Here is a 17,458-nt window from a genome sequence, read left to right as displayed (position 1 = left end):
AGATGACTACCGCCCCTTACGACGTGATCGCGATCGGCTGTGGCCCGTTCAACCTGGGACTGGCCGCGCTGGCAGACGGCCTGGACGACGTGAACCTGGCGGTGCTGGACAGCCGGCCGGAGTTCACCTGGCACCGCGGGCTGATGTTCGACGACGCGATGCTGCAGGTTTCCTTCCTGGCGGACCTGGTCAGCCTGGTGGAGCCGGCGCATCCGCTGTCCTTCCTGTCGTACCTGCGGGACAACGACCGGCTGTACCAGTTCTACGTGCGGGAGAAGTTCCACCCGACCCGGCGCGAGTACGAGGCCTATCTGCGGTGGAGCGCGGCGCAGCTGGATTCCCTGCACTTCGGGCATCACGTCGCTGACGTGGTGTGGGACGGGGAGTTCTTCGTTCTGTCCGTGGAGCGTGGCGACGGTGTTGTGCCGTTGAAGGCCCGCCACTTGGTGCTCGGGGTCGGCACGGAGCCCGCAGTACCGGCCGCGCTGGCTGGGCTGCCTCCGGAGCGGTTCCTGCACTCCGCTGACTACCTGTTCCGGCGGGAGGATCTGCTCCGGGCCGGACGAGTCACTGTGGTCGGATCGGGCCAGTCCGGCGCCGAGTGCGCACTGGACTTGTTGCGGGCTAACGCTGCCGGTGGACCCGCCGTGAGCTGGTTGACCCGTACTCCGTCGTTCGCGCCGCTCGACTACTCCAAGTTGGTGCTGGAGATGACGACCCCGTCGTACGTCGACTACTTCCACGCACTGGAGGAGCCGGCACGCGACCGGCTGGTCAAGGAGCAGTGGCGGCATTACAAGGGCATCTCATCGGACACGCTGGAGGAGATCCACGACGTGCTCTACCAGCGCGACCTCAACGCCTCACCGATGGCTCCGGTCGACCTGCTGTGCGGTGTCGCCGTGGAGGCGGCTGTAGCCCGTGCAGACGGCATCGAGCTGACCCTGCGCCATACGGACAGCGGTCGCACTTTCGAGCACGTCTGCGACGCCGTAGTAGCCGCCACTGGCTACAGCAACCGCCCGTTGCCCTTCCTGAAGTCGGTAGACCCGCTTGTACGCCGAGACGCCGCCGGGCGCTGGGTGATCAACAGGGACCATAGTGTCGGCGTCTCCGACGATGCACTGGGCGGCCGGCTCTTCGTGGCGAACGCGGACCTGCACAGTCACGGCGTAGCCGCCCCCGACCTCGGGATCGGGGCGATCCGCAACGCGACGATCCTCAACGCCGTCGCCGGGCGGGAGATCTTCCGGCTGCCCAAGTCGACCGCCTTCACCAGCTTCTCCCTCCCCGGATGAGCTGGACACGTTGCTCGTCGGAGCTGCTCGCCAAGCTCGCCACGGACCCGGTCCAGTTCTTGGTGGACGCAGCTGGCGTACGGGGCTCTCTGGTCAGACGGTGGCGGGCTATGTCGCCGAACTGTCGAGCACGCTGGCTGCTGATGTGCGGATGGCCTCGACTGCGCTGCCGACTGCGGAGCTGCTCATGCTTCACCACAGCGAGCTGGAAGGCCACCTGACTGGTCATCCGTTGCTCGTGGCCAACAAGGGGCGCCTGGGGTCTCGGCGGCTGACAGCCTGCGCTACGCCCCGGAGGCACGGACGCCGCTTCGCCTTGTCTGGCGGTACGGCGGGGGCTCGCCGAGTTCCGCGGTACACCGGACCTGTCGGAGCACGCGGTCGTCGGTCGCGAACTGGGTGCTGCTGCTCTCGAGGAGTTCCGGAGCCGGCTGGTCGACCCCGACTCGTATGTCTGGCTGCCGTGTCACCCGTGGCAGCTCGACCACGTAGTAGGGACGCAGTGGGCTCGCGAGCTGGCCACTGGGGAGATCGTGGTGCTTGGGGAGGGACCGGACGACTACCTGCCGACGCAGTCGATCCGGACGATGGTGAACGTGTCGCAGCCGCTGCGGTACCAGGTGAAGCTGCCACTGAAGATCCTGAACACCTCCGTCTATCGCGGCGCCCGCTCAGGGTCTCCACCACACCTGTGGAAGCCCGCGGCATAGAGCCGGACTCCCACACCCGAGTCCTCCCCCGAAAACCCTGGCACATCCTCCGCCAATACCTGGTCGACGCCCTGCTCCTCGGCGTCTTGAACCCTCTCGCCGACCTGCTATCCGATGCTGGGCTCCTGTCCGCTGACCGCTTCTGGGGCATGACCCGAGGCGAGATCGGGCTCTACGCCGGCGAACATCCGCAGTACGCCGACCGCCTCACCGCCACCGGCCTCCTCGACGAAACCCTTCGCCCGCTATCCGTTGAATGGCTACCGCCTGACCCTCGGCTACGCCGACCTCGACACCCGCCCACCGATCCCAGTCACCGGCCGCCTCCCGAACCCGCTGTCCTCAGTCGCCGCCATCCGCCCAAGCCGCCCGTGGTAACCAGGGCGGCTGCTTGCTCCAGCTCTGGAGCTCTTCGTCGATGACGATGCCGAGGCCGAGCAGTTGGGCCTCGCGTTCGGGGAGGGCGGCGAGGGACAGGCCGACCGGCAGGCCGCGGTCGTCCAGGCCTGCGGGGACGCTGAGTGCCGCGAACCCGGCGACGGACCAGGGAACTGACAGCCGGATGTGCGGGCCATCGGGTTCACGGCCCGCGTCGATCAGCGGAGGTGGTGCGTCGATCGTCGGATGGGCGATCGCGTCCAGCCGGTGGTCCGACATGATCTGCCGCCACTTGCTCTCCCACTGTGCCTGGAGTTGCAGGGCTTCGGCGTACCGCTCGGGGCTGACGGTCTCGCCCATCTGCACCCGGTCGCGCACCTGCGGGGTGTAGAGGCGGCTGTGCGGGAGCAACTTGTCGTGGATCTGCAGCGCCTCGACCTGGGTGATCGTGTCGAAGACGCCGTCGTGCTCCCGCAGCACCTCCTCCGCCAGAGCCGGCGTACCGATCTCGACGAGCTTCGCGCCGCGGGTGACGAGTTCGTGCAGGGCCTCGCGGCACACGTCCGCGAAGCGCTCGTCCACCTCCTTCCACGACATCTCGATCGGCAGCCCGATCCGTACCCCGGTGAGATCCGCCGGGGGAGCGGACGGATAGTCCGGTACGGCGGCATGGTGGCTGCCAGGGTCGCGTACGTCGTACCCGGCGAGCACGCGCATCAGCAGTGACACGTCCAGCATCCGCCGAGCCATCGGCCCGGTGACGTCGAACGACGGGCACAACGGAATCACGCCGTACCGCGACAGCCGGCCGATCGCGCTGCGCAGGGTGGACACGCCGCAGGCCGCGGCGGGAATCCGCAACGAACCACCCGTGTCCGTGCCAGTCGCCACGGGTGCCATCCGCATGGCCAGCGCAGCCGCCGATCCGCCCGAGGATCCGCCTGGCGTGCGCCGGATGTCCCAGGGATTCCTGGTCGGCGATGACCCCGTTCCATAGGCGAACTCATGAGTCGTCGTCTTCCCCAGCAGTCCTGCCCCGGCCGCTGTGAGGCGCTGCCAAACCGCGGCGTCCTCTGTCGGCACATAACTGGCGAGCACCCTGCTGCCCGCGGTGGTGAGCACTCCCCGGGTGAGGAAGAGATCCTTCACCGCCACCGGTATTCCTGCCAGCGGGCCGACCGGTAGGCCCTTCGCGCGGGCGTCGTCGGCGCGGCGGGCGGCTGCCAGGGCGAGGTGCGGGGTCTGGGTGACGAATGCGCGAATGATGGGTTCTGCATCCTCGATCCGGCGCAGGCAATCGTTGACGAGTTCACGGGCCGAGAGTTTGCGGTCGTTCAGTTGGTCGAGAATCTCGACCAGGCTGAGGTCCGCGGCGTCTTCGGTCACCCGAAGAGCGTACGAAAATAACCCGCCCAGGGAATGCCTGGGCGGGTCGTCGCGTGCTCAGTGCTGAACCGCAGCCGCGACGTTGTAGAGGCCGAAGCAGAACACGACGATCACCCCGAACAGAAGGATGAAGAGGATCTGCCTCCAGAACGAGATGAGGATCACGGCGGTGGCCAGTACGACGAGCGACACGATGATTTCATTCTGAGGCATGCCAATCCCTCTTTTCCGTCGTTCACGTCCCATCGATGATTTGCTTTCCACCAGCACTGCGCTAGATTGTGCCGGTGCCCCGTTCCAGTTTTGTTTGTCAGTACTATTAGAAGTCCGGTCAAAAGGCTGTCAATCCGCAGTATTGGTGAGGCTGTGGATGCCAAGTTCCGCCGGCCGGTTGCCTGAATTCGGCAGCGTCCTGGCAATATGCGAGGGCAGGCTGCCAATTGGGTCCGGTCGCTGCCAACTGGCAGTAGGCCCGGCTTCGTTGGCAACCGGCGGACGAATCGTTACCCGAAGTTGACGGGAATGCGGGTTTAGCGGCGGATTGTCCGCTAGTCTTCGAGCCACGCCAGTTATCGGTGGCCACAAGAGACTGATAGCTGCTCGGCCACAAGCCGCGCCGGGGCGAGTCAGTCGATCAAGCACTGGATGAACAGGCGGCTCTCGTGGTCAGCACTCCACCGCAGCAGAAGGCTTCTGTTGCCCGGCCGGCCGGCTCTCCGGCTGCCCCCTTGACGGTCGCGCCGGTGCGTTCGGCAACGGTGTCGCTCGACGAGTGCCGTGGCCATGACTCCGAGTTCGCCGAGCTGGCCCGGAAAGCTGCCGAGCGCAACAATGTCGAGCCGCGGGCGCTGATCGTCCGGACGCTGCTCCATCTGCCCCGCGTGGCCAGGCGGGACGGCCAAATCCGCTGGCGGCAGATCGAGACCGAGCTGGCCAGGTGCTCCACCGAGTTACGCGCGGACCAGGCGAAGGTCGCAGACCTCCTCCCGCATGCCAATTTCAAGCTGCAGGAGCTCCTGTTCGTCAGGTACGACGGGCGCCTGGCGGAGCAGATCTTCGGCCATCTGCACTACCTGCGCAGTGCCCGGCCGGGCTCGCTGAACTACGCCCTGGTCGACCCCAGATACGGCCAACCGGTCAGCTTGTGCAGCGTCTCACCGCTCGAGTGGAAACGCGTCGGCAGCCAGATCACCCGGCAGTTCGACGTACCGATGAGTGCCGTCTGGGATATCTCCCGGGTATATTCTTTCGCGGTCGCCCCGCCGAATGCGATCTCCTATCTGTTATCCAGGGTTCGCACTGCGATCCGGCAGGCGGCGCCCCAGGTGGAATTGTTGTCGACCGCAGTCGATCCTAATCTCGGATTCACCGGGTCGAGCTATCTCGCGGCGAACTGGCATCGCTGGATGACCATCAAGCCGAGGCCGTACCTGTATTTCGACCGCGGCTATATGAGCCCGCGGCAGTTGCGTGCGGCCTTCCAGACCACGAATGTGGCCGAATTGCGCGCCACCTTCGACAACAGATTCGAGCAGAGTCAGGCGACCTTGCTGGATTCGATGATCTTCTGTTGCCGGACCAGGGGCGAGACCGAGAACGTTCCGGAGGGCCTGCAGCGCCGGCTGCACCGCTGATCCACGAACGACCGGCCGGTGGCAGAAGTCACTGGTGGACCGAGTCTGAAGTTGTTTGACGGTTGGCTTTCGTGAGGATCTGGTCGGTGGTTTTGGTCCAGACGAAGGTGCGGCAGCGGTCGTTCCAGCCGGTGATGAAGGCGCGGATCTTGGTGTTGAGGTCGTGGACGGATCTGAAGGTGCCGACGAAGACCTCCGGTCGGATATGAGCGTCAGCAGCTCACGAGTCGCCGGAGGTCTTCTCGTCTCTCAAGCCACCGCGCCGGCAGCAGAGCTCACGATCTCTACGCCTGCTCGATGTCCGAGAACAACCCCTTGAACGGAACCTCGGTCCCCACGAGCGTGCCGAAGAGATCAGCGGCAGCGGGCGTCGCGACTGCGGCGGAGGCGTCCTCGTAGCTGTCGAAGTAGAGGTCGAGCGTGCGGTACGCGGGGGTAGCGGTGCCGTCCTCCTTCGGCCACACCTTGGCGGATTCGAGCCGCAGCAGCTTCGGTAACTTCGCTGCGGCCAGCTGCACGTCCGCGTAGGCGCGCTCGAACTCGTCCGGGTTCGCGGGGTTGTCGATGATCAACGTGATCTTGGTGGGCATGACGCTCTCCTTGCTAAGTCGGCGTACGGACCACCAGGTGGCTCGTGGAACGAACGTTCTATCGCGGACGACGCTAACAATCTCGGCGTTTTGATGTCAAGACCGATCGTTCTATCTGCTTCGTTGCCCGACCGGCGGCTCACTGTCTCCCTCGGCCAGGTCACCGCCCGGTCCCTGGCCTCGCCGGCGGACCGCGCGAGCCGAAATGCACCCATCACCAGCGAAGACGAACAAACCAACGAAACGCTGTGCAGTGCTAGTGCGGCTTGACGGTGAAGCGGGAGCGGCTGAGTAGGGCTTCTACGCGGCGGCGGTCAGGCATCGAGTTCGACAGTGGGAAGTCGGCCGTGGCGCAGGCCATGGCCGCAGTAGCCCAGAGCGCCTGCTCCTCGGAGAACGTGCGCTCGTTGTCGATCAGTTGCGCGGCAAGGGCCGCGCAGAAGGCATCGCGGGCGGCCGACGACTCTTTGTAGATCGACGGGAAGCTCGGCACGCTGAAGGTCTGCAGGTCGGTGCTCGAATAGATGGTGCAGCCGCCGTTCCCCGGGATGCAGAGCGTCTCCACTCCGTAGGCGAGCAAGTGGCGGGCGACCGGGTCGGGATCGAACCGATCCTGACCGGGAGGCGAGTAGCGGCCGAGTTCCCAGGCGTGCGCGACCATGTAGTCGATCTGGGACAGCGAATGGCGAGGGATGTCGTCGTCCGGATAGGGCTGTCCCGGGGTGACGATGACGAGTGGTCTGTCCTCCTCGCCGCGGTGCACGAGCTCCAGCGTGCGTTGCACGGTCTCGCGAGGGATCTCGAAGGTGACCAGGACCGCGTCGCAGTCGGTGAACTCCTGGGAGAGCCCGTCCATGTCGCGGGCGTCGAGCCGGACCTCCATCTGGTTCCGCCAGTTCACCGCGATGCTGTCGCCGAGTTCCATCTCGATGATTCCGGTGAAGGGCGTCCGGGCCTGGCGGACCACTTTGAGCAGTGAGGTGTTGACGCCTTCGTCGCGCAGGTAGTGGATGATCTCCTGCCCGAACCGATCGTCGGCCACAGCCGCGACCAGCGACACGTCCAAGCCGAGCCTGGCCGCGGCAACGGCTTGCGACACTCCCTTGCCGCCAGGTGACAGATCGAATCCGTAGGCCTCGCTCGACGTCTCGCTCTGCGGCAGCTTCTTGGTCCGGAAGGTGGCGTCCATGACGGCACCACCGACGACGATGACGCGCCCCGTCGGACTCACGGCGCCGTTCGGATTCCCCTCGCCCGGTGCCGGTAGGACGACACTCCTCGAGCCCACGGAGGTCACTTCGCGCCGGATCAGTTGCCGCGCCAACTCCCGCAGTACCTCGTGCTCTGTCGTACCGCGCAGGGTTCGGTCGCTCGGTGGCTCGCCTGGAGTCAGGCCCATCGCCTCGTGGAGGCGGCGCCAGTTGCCGAGGAGTGTCTGCCGCCGGAGTCCGAGCGAGTCGGCCCGGAGGGATTGGATGACACGGTCTTCGATGCCGTGCTCTCTGTGCAGGTCGGAGAAGAGGCCGAGGGCCAGGATCGCGTCGGCCACGATCCGATGGGTGCCGTCGATCGTCTCGAGCACACATTGGGAGACGACACCGTGAGCGGCGGAGGGGAGATCGACCTTGTAGACATTGGCGAAACGCTGGGTGGCGTGCAGTTGGAGCAACGGCGCGGCGGCCTGACCCCGATCGTCCTGCAAGCGGGTCAGAGTCAATCCATCGCGCGCCCGCATCTTCTCCAGCACATGCGTCAGTACCAGCGCATTGGGTGCATCCCACTCATCGCCGTGATCCGCCACTCGTCTCCGTCCCGACGTCGTCACCTGTAGTCATTATGCGGGTCCGCGTTACCCCGTGAAAGGGGCGGAAGTGGCGAGGACGGAGAGCGAGGTATTGCGTGGGTCAGTGGAGGGCGGTGACCCAGCGGGCTGCTTGTTTGGCGTTTTGGAGGCGGCGTTCGTAGGTGGCGCCTACGGTGAGGAGGATCAGGCCGGCGGTGGCGAGGGTGATCCAGCGGGGGATCAGGGGGGCCACCTCCAGGAGTTGCCAGAGGGCGATTTTGAGGAGGACCGCGGCGCCGATGATGAAGGGGGCTTGGAGGGTGTAGCGGACGCCGATCAGGATGATCGTGACTGCGGTGGCCACTACGAAGGTGCTGCGGAGGTAGTCCTCATTGCTGTTGGCAACTAGGGCGGAGGGGACCAGGCCGAGGACGAGGCCGGGGCCCAGGTAGATCCAGCTGGGTTGGTCGCGCCAGCCTAGGAGGCCGATGGCCAGGAGGATGAGGGCCGGGGGGACGGTGTACCACTCGATGGTGGTCGAGGCGGCGCCGAGGACGAAGGCGGTGTTCGCGACGATCAGGAGCAGGGCGGCGATCAGTTGAGCGTTGCGACGGGCTGGGCGCATGCCGTAGGCGACCAAGGGGGCCGCTGCGATGGTGAGGACGATGCCAGTGCCGGTGGTCGGAGACTCCAGCAGCATGAGGAGCTCTGCGAGGGTGACGGCTGAGGCGGCCGGGCCGAGGAGGGCCGGCTCCAGCGGTCGGCCGACGTGCAGGCAGGCGAGGGCGATGCTGAATCCGCCGACCACTGAGAGGGTGATCGCGCTCGTCCAGGTGCTGAACAGTCCGTCGGCCAGGACCAGCAGGATTGCCAGTTGGGTCGCGAGGCTTGCGGTGATGGCTGCGGTCGGGGCGGGCAGCCGCTTGCGCCAGACAGCAAGTAGCGACAAGGCAGCGACGATGGCGGAGATCAGACCCAGTTGCCGAAGGTCTTCGAGGGCCAGGCAGGTCAGAAGGTTGACTGAGGCAACAACCAGCGTGGCGATCTCCAGGACAGGGGTGAGAACGCCGGTACGTCGGGGTCGCAGGAGTGCGGCGACTGCCAGCAGTGTCGCGGCGCCGGTGGTCAGCCAACGGCCGGCGGCGGGCAGCTGAGGCAAGCAGGTGGCGACGGTGAACGCGGCGGCCGCGACGCAGAGGCACTCGCCGAAGGCGGGCGGGAGCGAACGGGGGAGCGTGATCTTGCGGAGCAGCCCGACTCCGGTCAGGGCGGCGAGGCAGACCGCTCCAGTCGTGGCGAGAACCGGAGACAGCGCTGTCGCGGATCCGCCGACGATGTCGTCGAAGAAGGGACGGTCGTAGGGGGAGTGGATCGCGATCAGGCTGAGGAGAACCCGGGCCGAGCCGACGGCGAGCAGCGCCGAGTAGACGAGACCGGCGCAGATCGAGCCGGTGATCCGGATGACGCGGGTTCCCTTGGCCGACCAGAGCACCGTGATCACGACCTGCGCGAGCAGGCCGAGCAGGTACGGAGCGAGGTCGACGCGGTCGGCCAGGATCAGCGGCAGCGGGAGTTGACCGATGATCACGGTCGCGACACCGAACGTGATCACGTTGGGCGCGAACCGTGACATCAGGAGGTTGATCGCGGCAACCACCGCGGCGGCGAGACCGGCGTACGTGAGGCCGTCGATCGCGCTGGGCGGGATCAGGCCGAGCTCGCGGACGCCGTACAGGTCGACGGTGAGGAGGCCGCACCCGAGGATGGCGAGGGCTTCGGCCGTGCCGGTGAGCCGGCGGCGGCTGGCAGGAACGGCGCCGGCCAAGGCGATCGCGGCGAGGGTGGCGATGATCGACGCCTGGACCGCGACAGGGAGGCTGTCCCAGGTCACGGCGAGGAAGGTGACGCCGGCGGCCAGCAGGAGGAGTACGCCGAGGCTCAGAAGCGTTGCTTGCGGGCTCAACCGGTGCCGTGGTCTGGGCGCCTTCGGGGGTACAGGCGGTAGGCGATGGGCTTGGGGTAGCGGAGGCATGGCCTGCATCGGGGCGTGCGGGCCTCGCTGTACTCCGCGAGGGGGCGGCGCGGGATAGGCAGCCGGTGTCACCGGGTGGAGCGGCGGAGCGGTGGATCCCGGCGATGCCAAGGGCGGAGCCTGGCTTGGTGGCGGAGGGTAAGGAATGGGCGCCACCGGACGCGGTGTCGCTACCGGGCCCGGGGGTACGACCGGTTGCGGCGTGACCGGAGGTGGGGCAGGTGAAGCCTGCAGGGGAGGTGAAGGGGATGGTGTGGCGTCGAGGTTGACGGCGAGATGGAGCAGCGTTTGGCAGGCGGGGCAGCGGAAGGTGGGTGAGTCGGCGTTCATCCTTCGTCCTCCTCAGGATCCCTTTCACTATCGAAGGAGGAACGAGCTGCCGCCTGAGTACGTCTACTCAAATCGTCGCGTAGGCTGCTGCGGGTCTGCCGGTCGTCCAGACCGGCGAGGCGAACACGGGGAGCAGGATGAAGACTGGATACGTCGAGCTCGGAAGGGCTCAGCAAGAGCGATGGCAGACGGCCTACGAGCAGAATCCGAGCCTGCACGGGGCGGAACCCTCGGCAGCGGCCCGCTGGACTGCCGAGCTGTTCGGTGCCGCGGGCATCGATGACGTGCTGGAACTCGGCGCCGGCCAGGGGCGGGACGCGCTCTACCTTGCCAGGCAGGGATTCAGCGTGCACGCCACGGATTTCAGCGAGGCGGCGCTGCACCAGCTCCGCCTGGACGCGCAGCGTGACGGCCTGGACGACCGGGTGACGGCGGCGCTGCACGACGTCCGGGATCCGTTGCCCCCCGCGGACGCTACTGTCGGCGCGGTGTACGCGAATGTCCTGCTGAACATGGCCTTCTCCCGGGCGGAGCTGCGTTCGCTGGTGAACGAGATCCGCCGGGTACTGCGGCCGGGTGGGCTGTTCGTGTACACAGTCTGGTCCACCGAGGACCGGGGTTACGGGAAATGCAGCGCTATCGGCGACGGGTTGTATGCAAAGGACGGCTTCGTCGGCCGGTTCTTCGATCTCGACCTGGTGCACGAACTCGCCGACCGCTGGGAACTGCGCGGCGCCGACGGCTATACCGAGGACCCGCACGCCTTGTGGCGAGTGACCCAGGCGAAACCGCACCCGGTGAGCTGAAGTCCGCTCTGGCTACGGCGTGCCGTGTTGCGGTGTGGTCACCAAAGCGAAAAGTTGCATTGACTCCTCTGTCCGGTTCCGACAGGCTCGGTCCGCGTCTCACCTTCGACCATCGGAGAAACACCAATGCAGTGGTACATGGACGTCATCAAGAAGTACGCCGAGTTCAGCGGTCGCGCTCGGCGCAAAGAGTTCTGGATGTTCGCGCTGATCAACGCGATCATCGGCATCATCCTGGGCATCATCGACAACCTCATCGGGACGACCTACGGTTCAGCCAACCAAGGTGTGCTGGGCTCGATCTACAGCCTGGCGGTGCTGATCCCGTCGATCGCTGTCGGCGTCCGGCGGATGCACGACACGAACCGTAGCGGCTGGTGGCTGCTGATCAACCTGATCCCCTGTGTGGGGTGGATCGTCTACATCGTCTTCGCCGCCCAGGAGGGCGTTGCCGGGGACAACCAGTACGGCCCGGACCCGAAGGCGGCCGAGCGCTTCGGCGGCCCGGGTGGGTACAACCCGCCGGAGCCGGGTTACCCGACCGTCTGATCCCGACGTCGGAACGTCCCGCGGACCTGGTGAGAGACGCCCGTCCGCGGGACGTTGCACGTCCGGCCAGGGTCAGCTGGCCTGGCTGACGCTGGACATGTTGAAGTCGGGCACCAGCAGCGGCGGCGTCGCAGTACGGGAGAACTCGTCGCCCCACTCGCGCGAGAAGGACGGCACGGTGGCCCCGGCCGCGGTGAAGCGGGCGAGCAGGTCGACCGGGCTCTCGTTGAAGCGGAAGTTGTTCACTGCGCCCGTCACCTCGCCGTTCTCCACCAGGTAGACCCCGTCGCGGGTCAGACCGGTGAGCAGCAGCGTCTGCGGATCCACCACGCGGATGTACCACAGGCAGGTCACCAGCAGGCCGCGGTCGAGCCCGGCCACCAGGTCGTCCACAGACCCGGTCGCGCCGTCGACTGACAGCACATAGTTGCCGATCGGCGGAGTCACCGCAGGCGCACCCGTGAGATCGGCTGTGAACCGGCTCTGCATCAAGTTCTCGAGCTTGCCGCCGCGGATCCAGTCCGTCGCGGTCAGCGTGAGCCCGTTGTCGAAGACGCTCGACGATCCACCAGACGACCGAGCCACCGCGAACGGGAAGCTCTCCAGCCCTGCCAGGTGCGGGTCGGACCGAAGTCCGACCGGGTGTGGCGACAGCACGTCACCGATCCGGGTCCCGCCCGAAGGCTTCGAGAAGACGCTGCGCCCTTCATAGGCGTCGCGTCCTTCGAGGCGCCAGTACACGTACGTCGCCAGGTCCGCCACCGCGGCAGGGGTGAGCACCGTGGGGTGCCGCCCGGCATCCACCGCAACGGTGCGAGTGGCCCAGCCGAGCCGCCGGGTGAGCTCCGCATCGATCGCGAGCGGGTCGATGTCGCTGAAGTCGCGGGTGGCGGCTCCCACCCAGGCCGACTGGCTGAGGTCACTCGACTTGCCGGTGGCCGTCACGAAGCCCCGAGGCAGACTCTGACGTAACCGCAGGCCGGTCGACGATCCGACGTACAGGGTGATGACTTCGTGGTCGGCGAAGCCGTAGAGCCAGCGGTTCTCCTTGCCGGCCCGGGAGAGCGCTTCACCGAGTGCGGGGGCGAATTTCTCGTAGACGTTGACCGAGGTCTCGTCGGGCTCCTCGTCCCAGCCGGAGCCGACGGTGCCGTCGACCAGCGGGCGGGCGTCCTCGGCCGGCCCGGCGGCACGGGCGGCGGCTACCGCTGCCGAGACGAGGTCGCGCAACTCCGCCTCCGTGGCCGACGAGCGCCCTGCGACTCCGGCGGCGGTGCCCTCGCCCGCGCCCACCGTCGCGATCACGGTGACGCTCGAGCCGCGCATCGCGCCGTTCGTGGTGAGGGTGTTGTTGGCCCAGCGCAGGTTCGCGCTCGAGGTCTCGGCGACAAGGACCACGCAGCCGTCGGCCCCCTCGGCGGCGGCCAGGTCGAGAGCCCGCTCGATGGTGTCCTGCGGGGTGAGCTGAATGACGGTCGTCACCGGCCGGCCTCCTGCGTGGTGTTGAGAATGCGGACGCCGCGGAACAGCGCGGACGGGCAACCGTGGGTGACGGCGCCGGACTGGGCGGGCTGGGCCTTGCCGCAGTTGAGCGCGCCGCCGAGGATGTAGGTCTGCGGTCCGCCGACGGCCTCCATCGACCCCCAGAAGTCGGTCGTGGTGGCCTGGTACGCGACGTCGCGCAGTTGCCCGTCGAGCTTGCCGTCGGTGATCTTGTAGAACCGTTGACCGGTGAACTGGAAGTTGTACCGCTGCATGTCGATCGACCACGACTTGTCGCCGACGATGTAGATGCCGTTCTTCACCTTGGCGATCAATTCCTCGGTGGAGGGACCGTCCGGCACCGGCTGCAGGGACACGTTCGCCATCCGCTGGATCGGGATGTGCCCGGCCGAGTCGGCGTACGCGCAGCCGTTGGAGCGGCTGGTGCCGAGGACGCCCTCGTTCACCTTCGCCATCCGGCGGTCCACCTGGTAGCCGACCAGGATGCCGTCCTTGACCAGGTCCCACTGCTGTCCGGCGACACCCTCGTCGTCGTACCCGACGGTCGAGAGGCCGTGCTCGGCGATGCGGTCGCCGGTGACGTGCATGACCGGCGAGCCGTACTTCAGGGTGTTGAGCTTGTCGAGGGTGGCGAAGCTGGTGCCGGCGTAGTTGGCCTCGTAGCCGAGTGCGCGGTCGAGCTCGGTGGCGTGGCCGATCGACTCGTGGATGGTGAGCCAGAGGTTGGTCGGGTCGATCACCAGGTCATAGGCGCCCGCCTCGACGCTCGGCGCGGCCATCTTCTCCGCGAGCCAGCCGGGGATCTGGGCGAGTTCCTCGTCCCAGTTCCAGCCGGTACCGGTCATGTACTCCCAGCCGCGGCCGGCCGGCGGGACGCAACTGGCCATCGAGTCGAACCGGCCGGTCTCGGCGTCCACCGCGATCGCCTGGATGTCAGGGCCGATCCGCACTCGCTGCTGCGTGGTGGAGGTGCCTTCGGAGTTCGCGTAGAACTTGCACTCGTTCACCGACGCGACGTGCGCCGTGACGTGTGAGACGCCCTCTGCCTCGAGCAGGCGGTTGCTGTAGTCGGTGAGCAGGGCGACCTTCTCGGCCCGCGGCAGGCTGAGCGGGTCGATCTCGTACGCCGAGACCCAGCTGACGTCGTCGTACACGGGCTCGTCGGCGAGCTGGATCGGCTCCGAGTTGATCGGCCGGGAGACCTGCGCGAGGTGGACCGCCTGCTCGGCGATCCGGACGGCCTCGTCGGTCGACAGCGCGACCCCGGCGGCGAACCCCCAGGTGCCGTCGTGGATCACCCGGACGGCGAGACCGAGGTCCTCGTCGTCGCCGGCGCTCTCGAGTACGCCGTCGCGCAGTGAGATGGACTCCGACCGGATCCGCTCCAGCCGGAACTCGGCGAACCTGGCGCCGAGATCCTTCGCCCGTTGCAGCGCGGCGGAGGCCAGTTCGTGGCGGGGCAGGGCGAGGAATGACGCATCGACTTCGGGCACGTTGCCGACCTTATGACATCGGCCCAGCGGGCGAGCGACGAGATGGAACCGATCGGTGACCGGCGGTGTAGAGACAATGAGCGGATCGGACAGGAGGCGGAATCAGCGAGGTCGACGAACCGGCGATCCTGGCTCGGGTGCGCGGTGGGGACTCCACCGCGTACGGCGAGCTGGTGCTGCGCCATGCCCCCGTGGCGAAACGTACGGCGGTACTGCTCGGGGCCGGGTCCGAGGCGGACGACGTCGTGCAGGAGTCCTTCGTCAAGGCGTATCGCGCGCTCGGGAGCTTCCGCAGCGGTTCCGCCTTCCGTCCGTGGTTGCTGCGCATCGTCGCGAACGAGACGCGCAACCTGGTGCGGTCGCGGAGTCGCCGATCGCGCCGGGAGGAGCTGGCCGTACTCCCGGAGTTCGTGCTGGACCCGGCTGACCACGCGCTGTCCACCGAGCGCCGGGACGAGCTGTTGGAAGCGCTGAAGGCTCTGCCCGAGCAGTACCGGCTGGTGGTGACGTGCCGCTACCTGCTGGACCTGGACGAGCAGGAGACGGCAACGGTGCTCGGCTGGCCGCGCGGCACGGTGAAGTCGCGGCTCCACCGCGCATTGGGACGCCTGCGGACCCAACTACCCGACAAGGAGGTGCAGCGATGACCGACGAGCAGCTGGCAGACGAACTCCGCGCTCTCGGGCGCACCGCCGCAGTACCTCCTGTTGCTGACGGGCTGGCGACTGCTGTGCTGGAGCGCATCGCCGAGCCTCCTGTACGTCGTACGTTCGCTGAGGTGGTTCGGAGCCGGTGGCGGGCGCTGCTGGCTCTGCTGGCGGTTCTGCTCGCTGGAGCGCTCATTGCGCCGCCGGTGCGTGCTGCTGTGGCCGAGTGGCTCAACATCGGGGGAGTGCAGGCTCAGCCTGTCGGTACAGGGCCTACGAGTGCGCCGGAACCTCCTGTCGCTGCGGGGGAGTTGACCTTGCAGCAGGCGGCTGACCGGGCCGGCTTCGTGCCGATCGTGCCCAAGGCTCTGGGGACTCCGGCGAAGGTCGACGCTTCGAAGGGGATGGTGGCGATGAGCTGGCAGACCGCTGACGGGGTGGTGCGGCTGGAACAGTTCAAGGCGCAGCTGTCGCCGATGTACATCAAGAAGTACTACCGGGAGCTGGAGTTCGTGCAGGTGGTGAACGGCTACTGGTTCAGCACGCCGCACGAGCTGGTGCTGGACGACGAAGCCGGGAACGAGGTCCGCGTGCGGGTGGCCGGGCCCACCTTGGTGTGGGTGTACGAGGGGCTGACCTTCCGGCTGGAGGGGTTGCGGGACAAGACGCGGGCGACGGCGATCGCGGTGTCCGCTGTCAGGTAGTCGTTCTGCTTGTGGAACCCGTGGCGCGTCGGCGGTGTACCAGTGACAGTCGAATGAAGGAGGCTGTCATGCGCTCGTGGGTACGCCGTACCGTCCTGCTTGGCGTCGCCGTACTGGTGACGGCGGCTGCTGGAGTCGCGCCGGCCGAGGCCGGCGGGCCGACGAGCGTGCTGCTGAGCGCGCCGGGCATCGGCAAGGTCGTTGCCACCGGCTACGAGGACCCGAAGTACAACGAGTTGCAGCAGCTGCTGGACGTGGGAGTGCCCGCCAAGTCGGAGACCGGCGGTGACGATCGATCGGTCGGCGGCTTCATCCGGGCGACCTGGCTGATCCATGACATGTCGGTCTGGCGCCTCGACATCATCTACCCGGACGCGCCGGGCGGCCCGTGGATCGCGACCACCGAGGACAAGGGGATGTCGGGCCAGGGTCTGGACGCACAGCCGGTCTGGCACCGCTCGATCAACGGCGCCCGCCTGACCCAGGTCCTCGGATCCCTCGGACTCTTTGACAAGGACCCCAATCACAACGGCTGGGGCGGCGGCCCCACCGGCCCTCCCCAGACCGACCCGTCCGGCCCGGTGGTGGTCGAGCAACCTGCCACCGTCGACCAGCCCGCCACCGCCCCCACCGGCACCGTCAAAGCCGAACAAGGAGCCCTCACCGGCTGGCGCTGGATCATCCCCGGCGCCCTCCTCGGCGCCGCGGCCGCCCTCCTCGCTACCCGCCTCCTCCCCAAACGCCGCCAGTGGGACCTAATCGACGCCGAGTAAGTCCCCACGCCGCTCCTACGTCGCGACTGACAACAGCAGGTGCTCGGCCCCGACCCATCTATCGCCGGGGTGGCACCTGTTCCCACGCCGCTCCTGCGTCGCCACTGACAACAGCAGGTGCTCTGCCACTGGGGTGTTCGCATACCAACCGGCCGTCCCTGAGGCTCACGCCCTCAGCGCCGGCTCCTCCGGCGCCACTCGTCACCCGCCGCTGCGGGTGTCCCAGGGGCGGGTCGCGATCATCCGTATGCGGCTCCACCTGCATCTGTAGCTTCATCGAGGCTTGGATACGCGCTGTCCTCGGCACGGATCCGCCCGAGGCCCTTTCGGGCTGCCCAGTGCTCGAGGCCCTTTCGGGCTGCCCAGTGCTCGAGGCCTTTCGGGCTGCCCAGGGGGTGAGGCAGGGCGACTCCCTCGCTCCGATCACCCGCCCGCAACTCATCTCCACCTCCGATCCGGATCGCCTCCGGCACTCGTGGGCTTGCGCCCTGCTGCCCTGCTGCCTCGGACTGCCGGCCGCGCCGTCCGTCCGCGTCGCCAGCGGCCCACGCCTCGCCTCCTTCCCGCCTTGTCCACCTCGCTTCCGCGTGTGCCTGACATCCGGGTCGTAGGTCCTGCTCCGGCACTCATTCGTCCCATCACCCCGCCAGGTCCACAGCTGGCGTCCGGTTGTGGACAACTCGTCTGTATCCGGAGTGTTGGCACAATTTCGGACGAACATCGGAATCCCTTACAAATAAGGGCCTTCCGGACCGGCAACTGTCGGCGGCGGTGTCTAGGGTCTGGGGTATGGAGATGTTGGGTGAGCGGCCGGTGTGGTCGATGAGCGACAGCGAGCAGCT

Annotated in this window: 16 protein-coding genes; 9 read left to right on the top strand and 7 right to left on the bottom strand. The window is 67.4% G+C overall.

Translation table 11 applies throughout. The features are described from left to right. The first annotated feature begins 2 nt into the window (after positions 1 to 2). From EV644_RS05200 to EV644_RS46040, 3 genes are all read left to right on the top strand, one after another. Positions 3 to 1,298, top strand: coding sequence for a lysine N(6)-hydroxylase/L-ornithine N(5)-oxygenase family protein (locus EV644_RS05200; protein ID WP_132188295.1), 1,296 nt, complete (start codon positions 3 to 5; stop codon positions 1,296 to 1,298). A 320-nt stretch (positions 1,299 to 1,618) separates the two neighbouring features. Next, the gene (locus tag EV644_RS46045; RefSeq protein WP_255511295.1) at positions 1,619 to 2,008 is read left to right on the top strand and encodes an IucA/IucC family protein; all 390 of its coding nucleotides are present in this window, start codon (positions 1,619 to 1,621) and stop codon (positions 2,006 to 2,008) included. Next, the gene (locus EV644_RS46040; RefSeq protein ID WP_241998066.1) at positions 1,990 to 2,430 is read left to right on the top strand and encodes a ferric iron reductase; all 441 of its coding nucleotides are present in this window, start codon (positions 1,990 to 1,992) and stop codon (positions 2,428 to 2,430) included. Before EV644_RS46045 ends, EV644_RS46040 begins: the two co-directional genes overlap by 19 nt. Here EV644_RS46040 and EV644_RS05190 read toward each other — a convergent pair. Together EV644_RS05190 and EV644_RS44390 are read right to left on the bottom strand one after the other, a co-directional pair. Next, positions 2,351 to 3,772: an amidase gene (locus tag EV644_RS05190; RefSeq protein ID WP_158292745.1), complete on the bottom strand. Its 1,422-nt coding sequence runs from the start codon at positions 3,770 to 3,772 to the stop codon at positions 2,351 to 2,353. The two genes, EV644_RS46040 and EV644_RS05190, sit on opposite strands and share 80 nt — an antisense overlap. A 57-nt stretch (positions 3,773 to 3,829) precedes the next feature. Then, positions 3,830 to 3,985, bottom strand: a complete 156-nt coding sequence (locus EV644_RS44390; RefSeq protein WP_158292744.1) for a hypothetical protein — start codon at positions 3,983 to 3,985, stop codon at positions 3,830 to 3,832. Positions 3,986 to 4,515: 530 nt separating this feature from the next. Between EV644_RS44390 and EV644_RS05185 the strand changes: the two genes are divergently transcribed. Then, the gene (locus EV644_RS05185) at positions 4,516 to 5,406 is read left to right on the top strand and encodes a Mom family adenine methylcarbamoylation protein (RefSeq protein WP_132188297.1); all 891 of its coding nucleotides are present in this window, start codon (positions 4,516 to 4,518) and stop codon (positions 5,404 to 5,406) included. A 284-nt stretch (positions 5,407 to 5,690) separates the two neighbouring features. Here EV644_RS05185 and EV644_RS05175 read toward each other — a convergent pair whose 3' ends face one another. From EV644_RS05175 to EV644_RS05165, 3 genes are all read right to left on the bottom strand, one after another. After that, entirely contained in the window at positions 5,691 to 5,996 is a 306-nt protein-coding gene (locus tag EV644_RS05175; RefSeq protein WP_132188298.1) for an EthD domain-containing protein, read from the bottom strand. Positions 5,997 to 6,252: 256 nt separating this feature from the next. Next, complete coding sequence (locus EV644_RS05170; RefSeq protein ID WP_132188299.1) at positions 6,253 to 7,821, bottom strand: PfkB family carbohydrate kinase; 1,569 nt, start codon at positions 7,819 to 7,821, stop codon at positions 6,253 to 6,255. A 79-nt stretch (positions 7,822 to 7,900) separates the two neighbouring features. Continuing rightward, positions 7,901 to 9,742 (bottom strand): SCO7613 C-terminal domain-containing membrane protein, encoded by a 1,842-nt coding sequence (locus EV644_RS05165; RefSeq protein WP_132188300.1) that lies wholly within the window; start codon positions 9,740 to 9,742, stop codon positions 7,901 to 7,903. A 536-nt stretch (positions 9,743 to 10,278) separates the two neighbouring features. Between EV644_RS05165 and EV644_RS05160 the strand changes: the two genes are divergently transcribed. Together EV644_RS05160 and EV644_RS05155 are read left to right on the top strand one after the other, a co-directional pair. Continuing rightward, positions 10,279 to 10,947: a class I SAM-dependent methyltransferase gene (locus EV644_RS05160; protein WP_132188301.1), complete on the top strand. Its 669-nt coding sequence runs from the start codon at positions 10,279 to 10,281 to the stop codon at positions 10,945 to 10,947. A 126-nt stretch (positions 10,948 to 11,073) separates the two neighbouring features. Next, complete coding sequence (locus EV644_RS05155; protein WP_132188302.1) at positions 11,074 to 11,496, top strand: DUF805 domain-containing protein; 423 nt, start codon at positions 11,074 to 11,076, stop codon at positions 11,494 to 11,496. A 72-nt stretch (positions 11,497 to 11,568) separates the two neighbouring features. Here the strand turns inward: EV644_RS05155 and EV644_RS05150 are convergent, their stop codons facing one another. Beyond that, a complete protein-coding gene (locus tag EV644_RS05150) occupies positions 11,569 to 12,978 on the bottom strand; it encodes a metallopeptidase TldD-related protein (protein WP_132188303.1) in 1,410 nt (469 codons plus the stop codon). Next, positions 12,975 to 14,492 (bottom strand): TldD/PmbA family protein, encoded by a 1,518-nt coding sequence (locus EV644_RS05145; protein ID WP_132188304.1) that lies wholly within the window; start codon positions 14,490 to 14,492, stop codon positions 12,975 to 12,977. Before EV644_RS05145 ends, EV644_RS05150 begins: the two co-directional genes overlap by 4 nt. A 137-nt stretch (positions 14,493 to 14,629) precedes the next feature. Between EV644_RS05145 and EV644_RS05140 the strand changes: the two genes are divergently transcribed. From EV644_RS05140 to EV644_RS05130, 3 genes are all read left to right on the top strand, one after another. After that, on the top strand, positions 14,630 to 15,139 hold the full coding sequence (locus EV644_RS05140; protein WP_241998068.1) for an RNA polymerase sigma factor: 510 nt from the start codon (positions 14,630 to 14,632) through the stop codon (positions 15,137 to 15,139). Further along, positions 15,136 to 15,843, top strand: a complete 708-nt coding sequence (locus tag EV644_RS05135; protein ID WP_132188306.1) for a hypothetical protein — start codon at positions 15,136 to 15,138, stop codon at positions 15,841 to 15,843. The genes EV644_RS05140 and EV644_RS05135 overlap by 4 nt, the downstream gene beginning before the upstream one ends. Positions 15,844 to 15,911: 68 nt before the next feature. Continuing rightward, complete coding sequence (locus tag EV644_RS05130; RefSeq protein ID WP_132188307.1) at positions 15,912 to 16,616, top strand: hypothetical protein; 705 nt, start codon at positions 15,912 to 15,914, stop codon at positions 16,614 to 16,616. Positions 16,617 to 17,458 lie beyond the last annotated feature (842 nt).

Origin of the sequence: Kribbella orskensis (assembly GCF_004342085.1) — a bacterium.
GTDB classification, from domain to species: domain Bacteria; phylum Actinomycetota; class Actinomycetes; order Propionibacteriales; family Kribbellaceae; genus Kribbella; species Kribbella orskensis.
The sequence above is the reverse complement of the archived record's forward strand: the minus strand, read 5'-3'. Positions and strand labels throughout refer to the sequence as shown.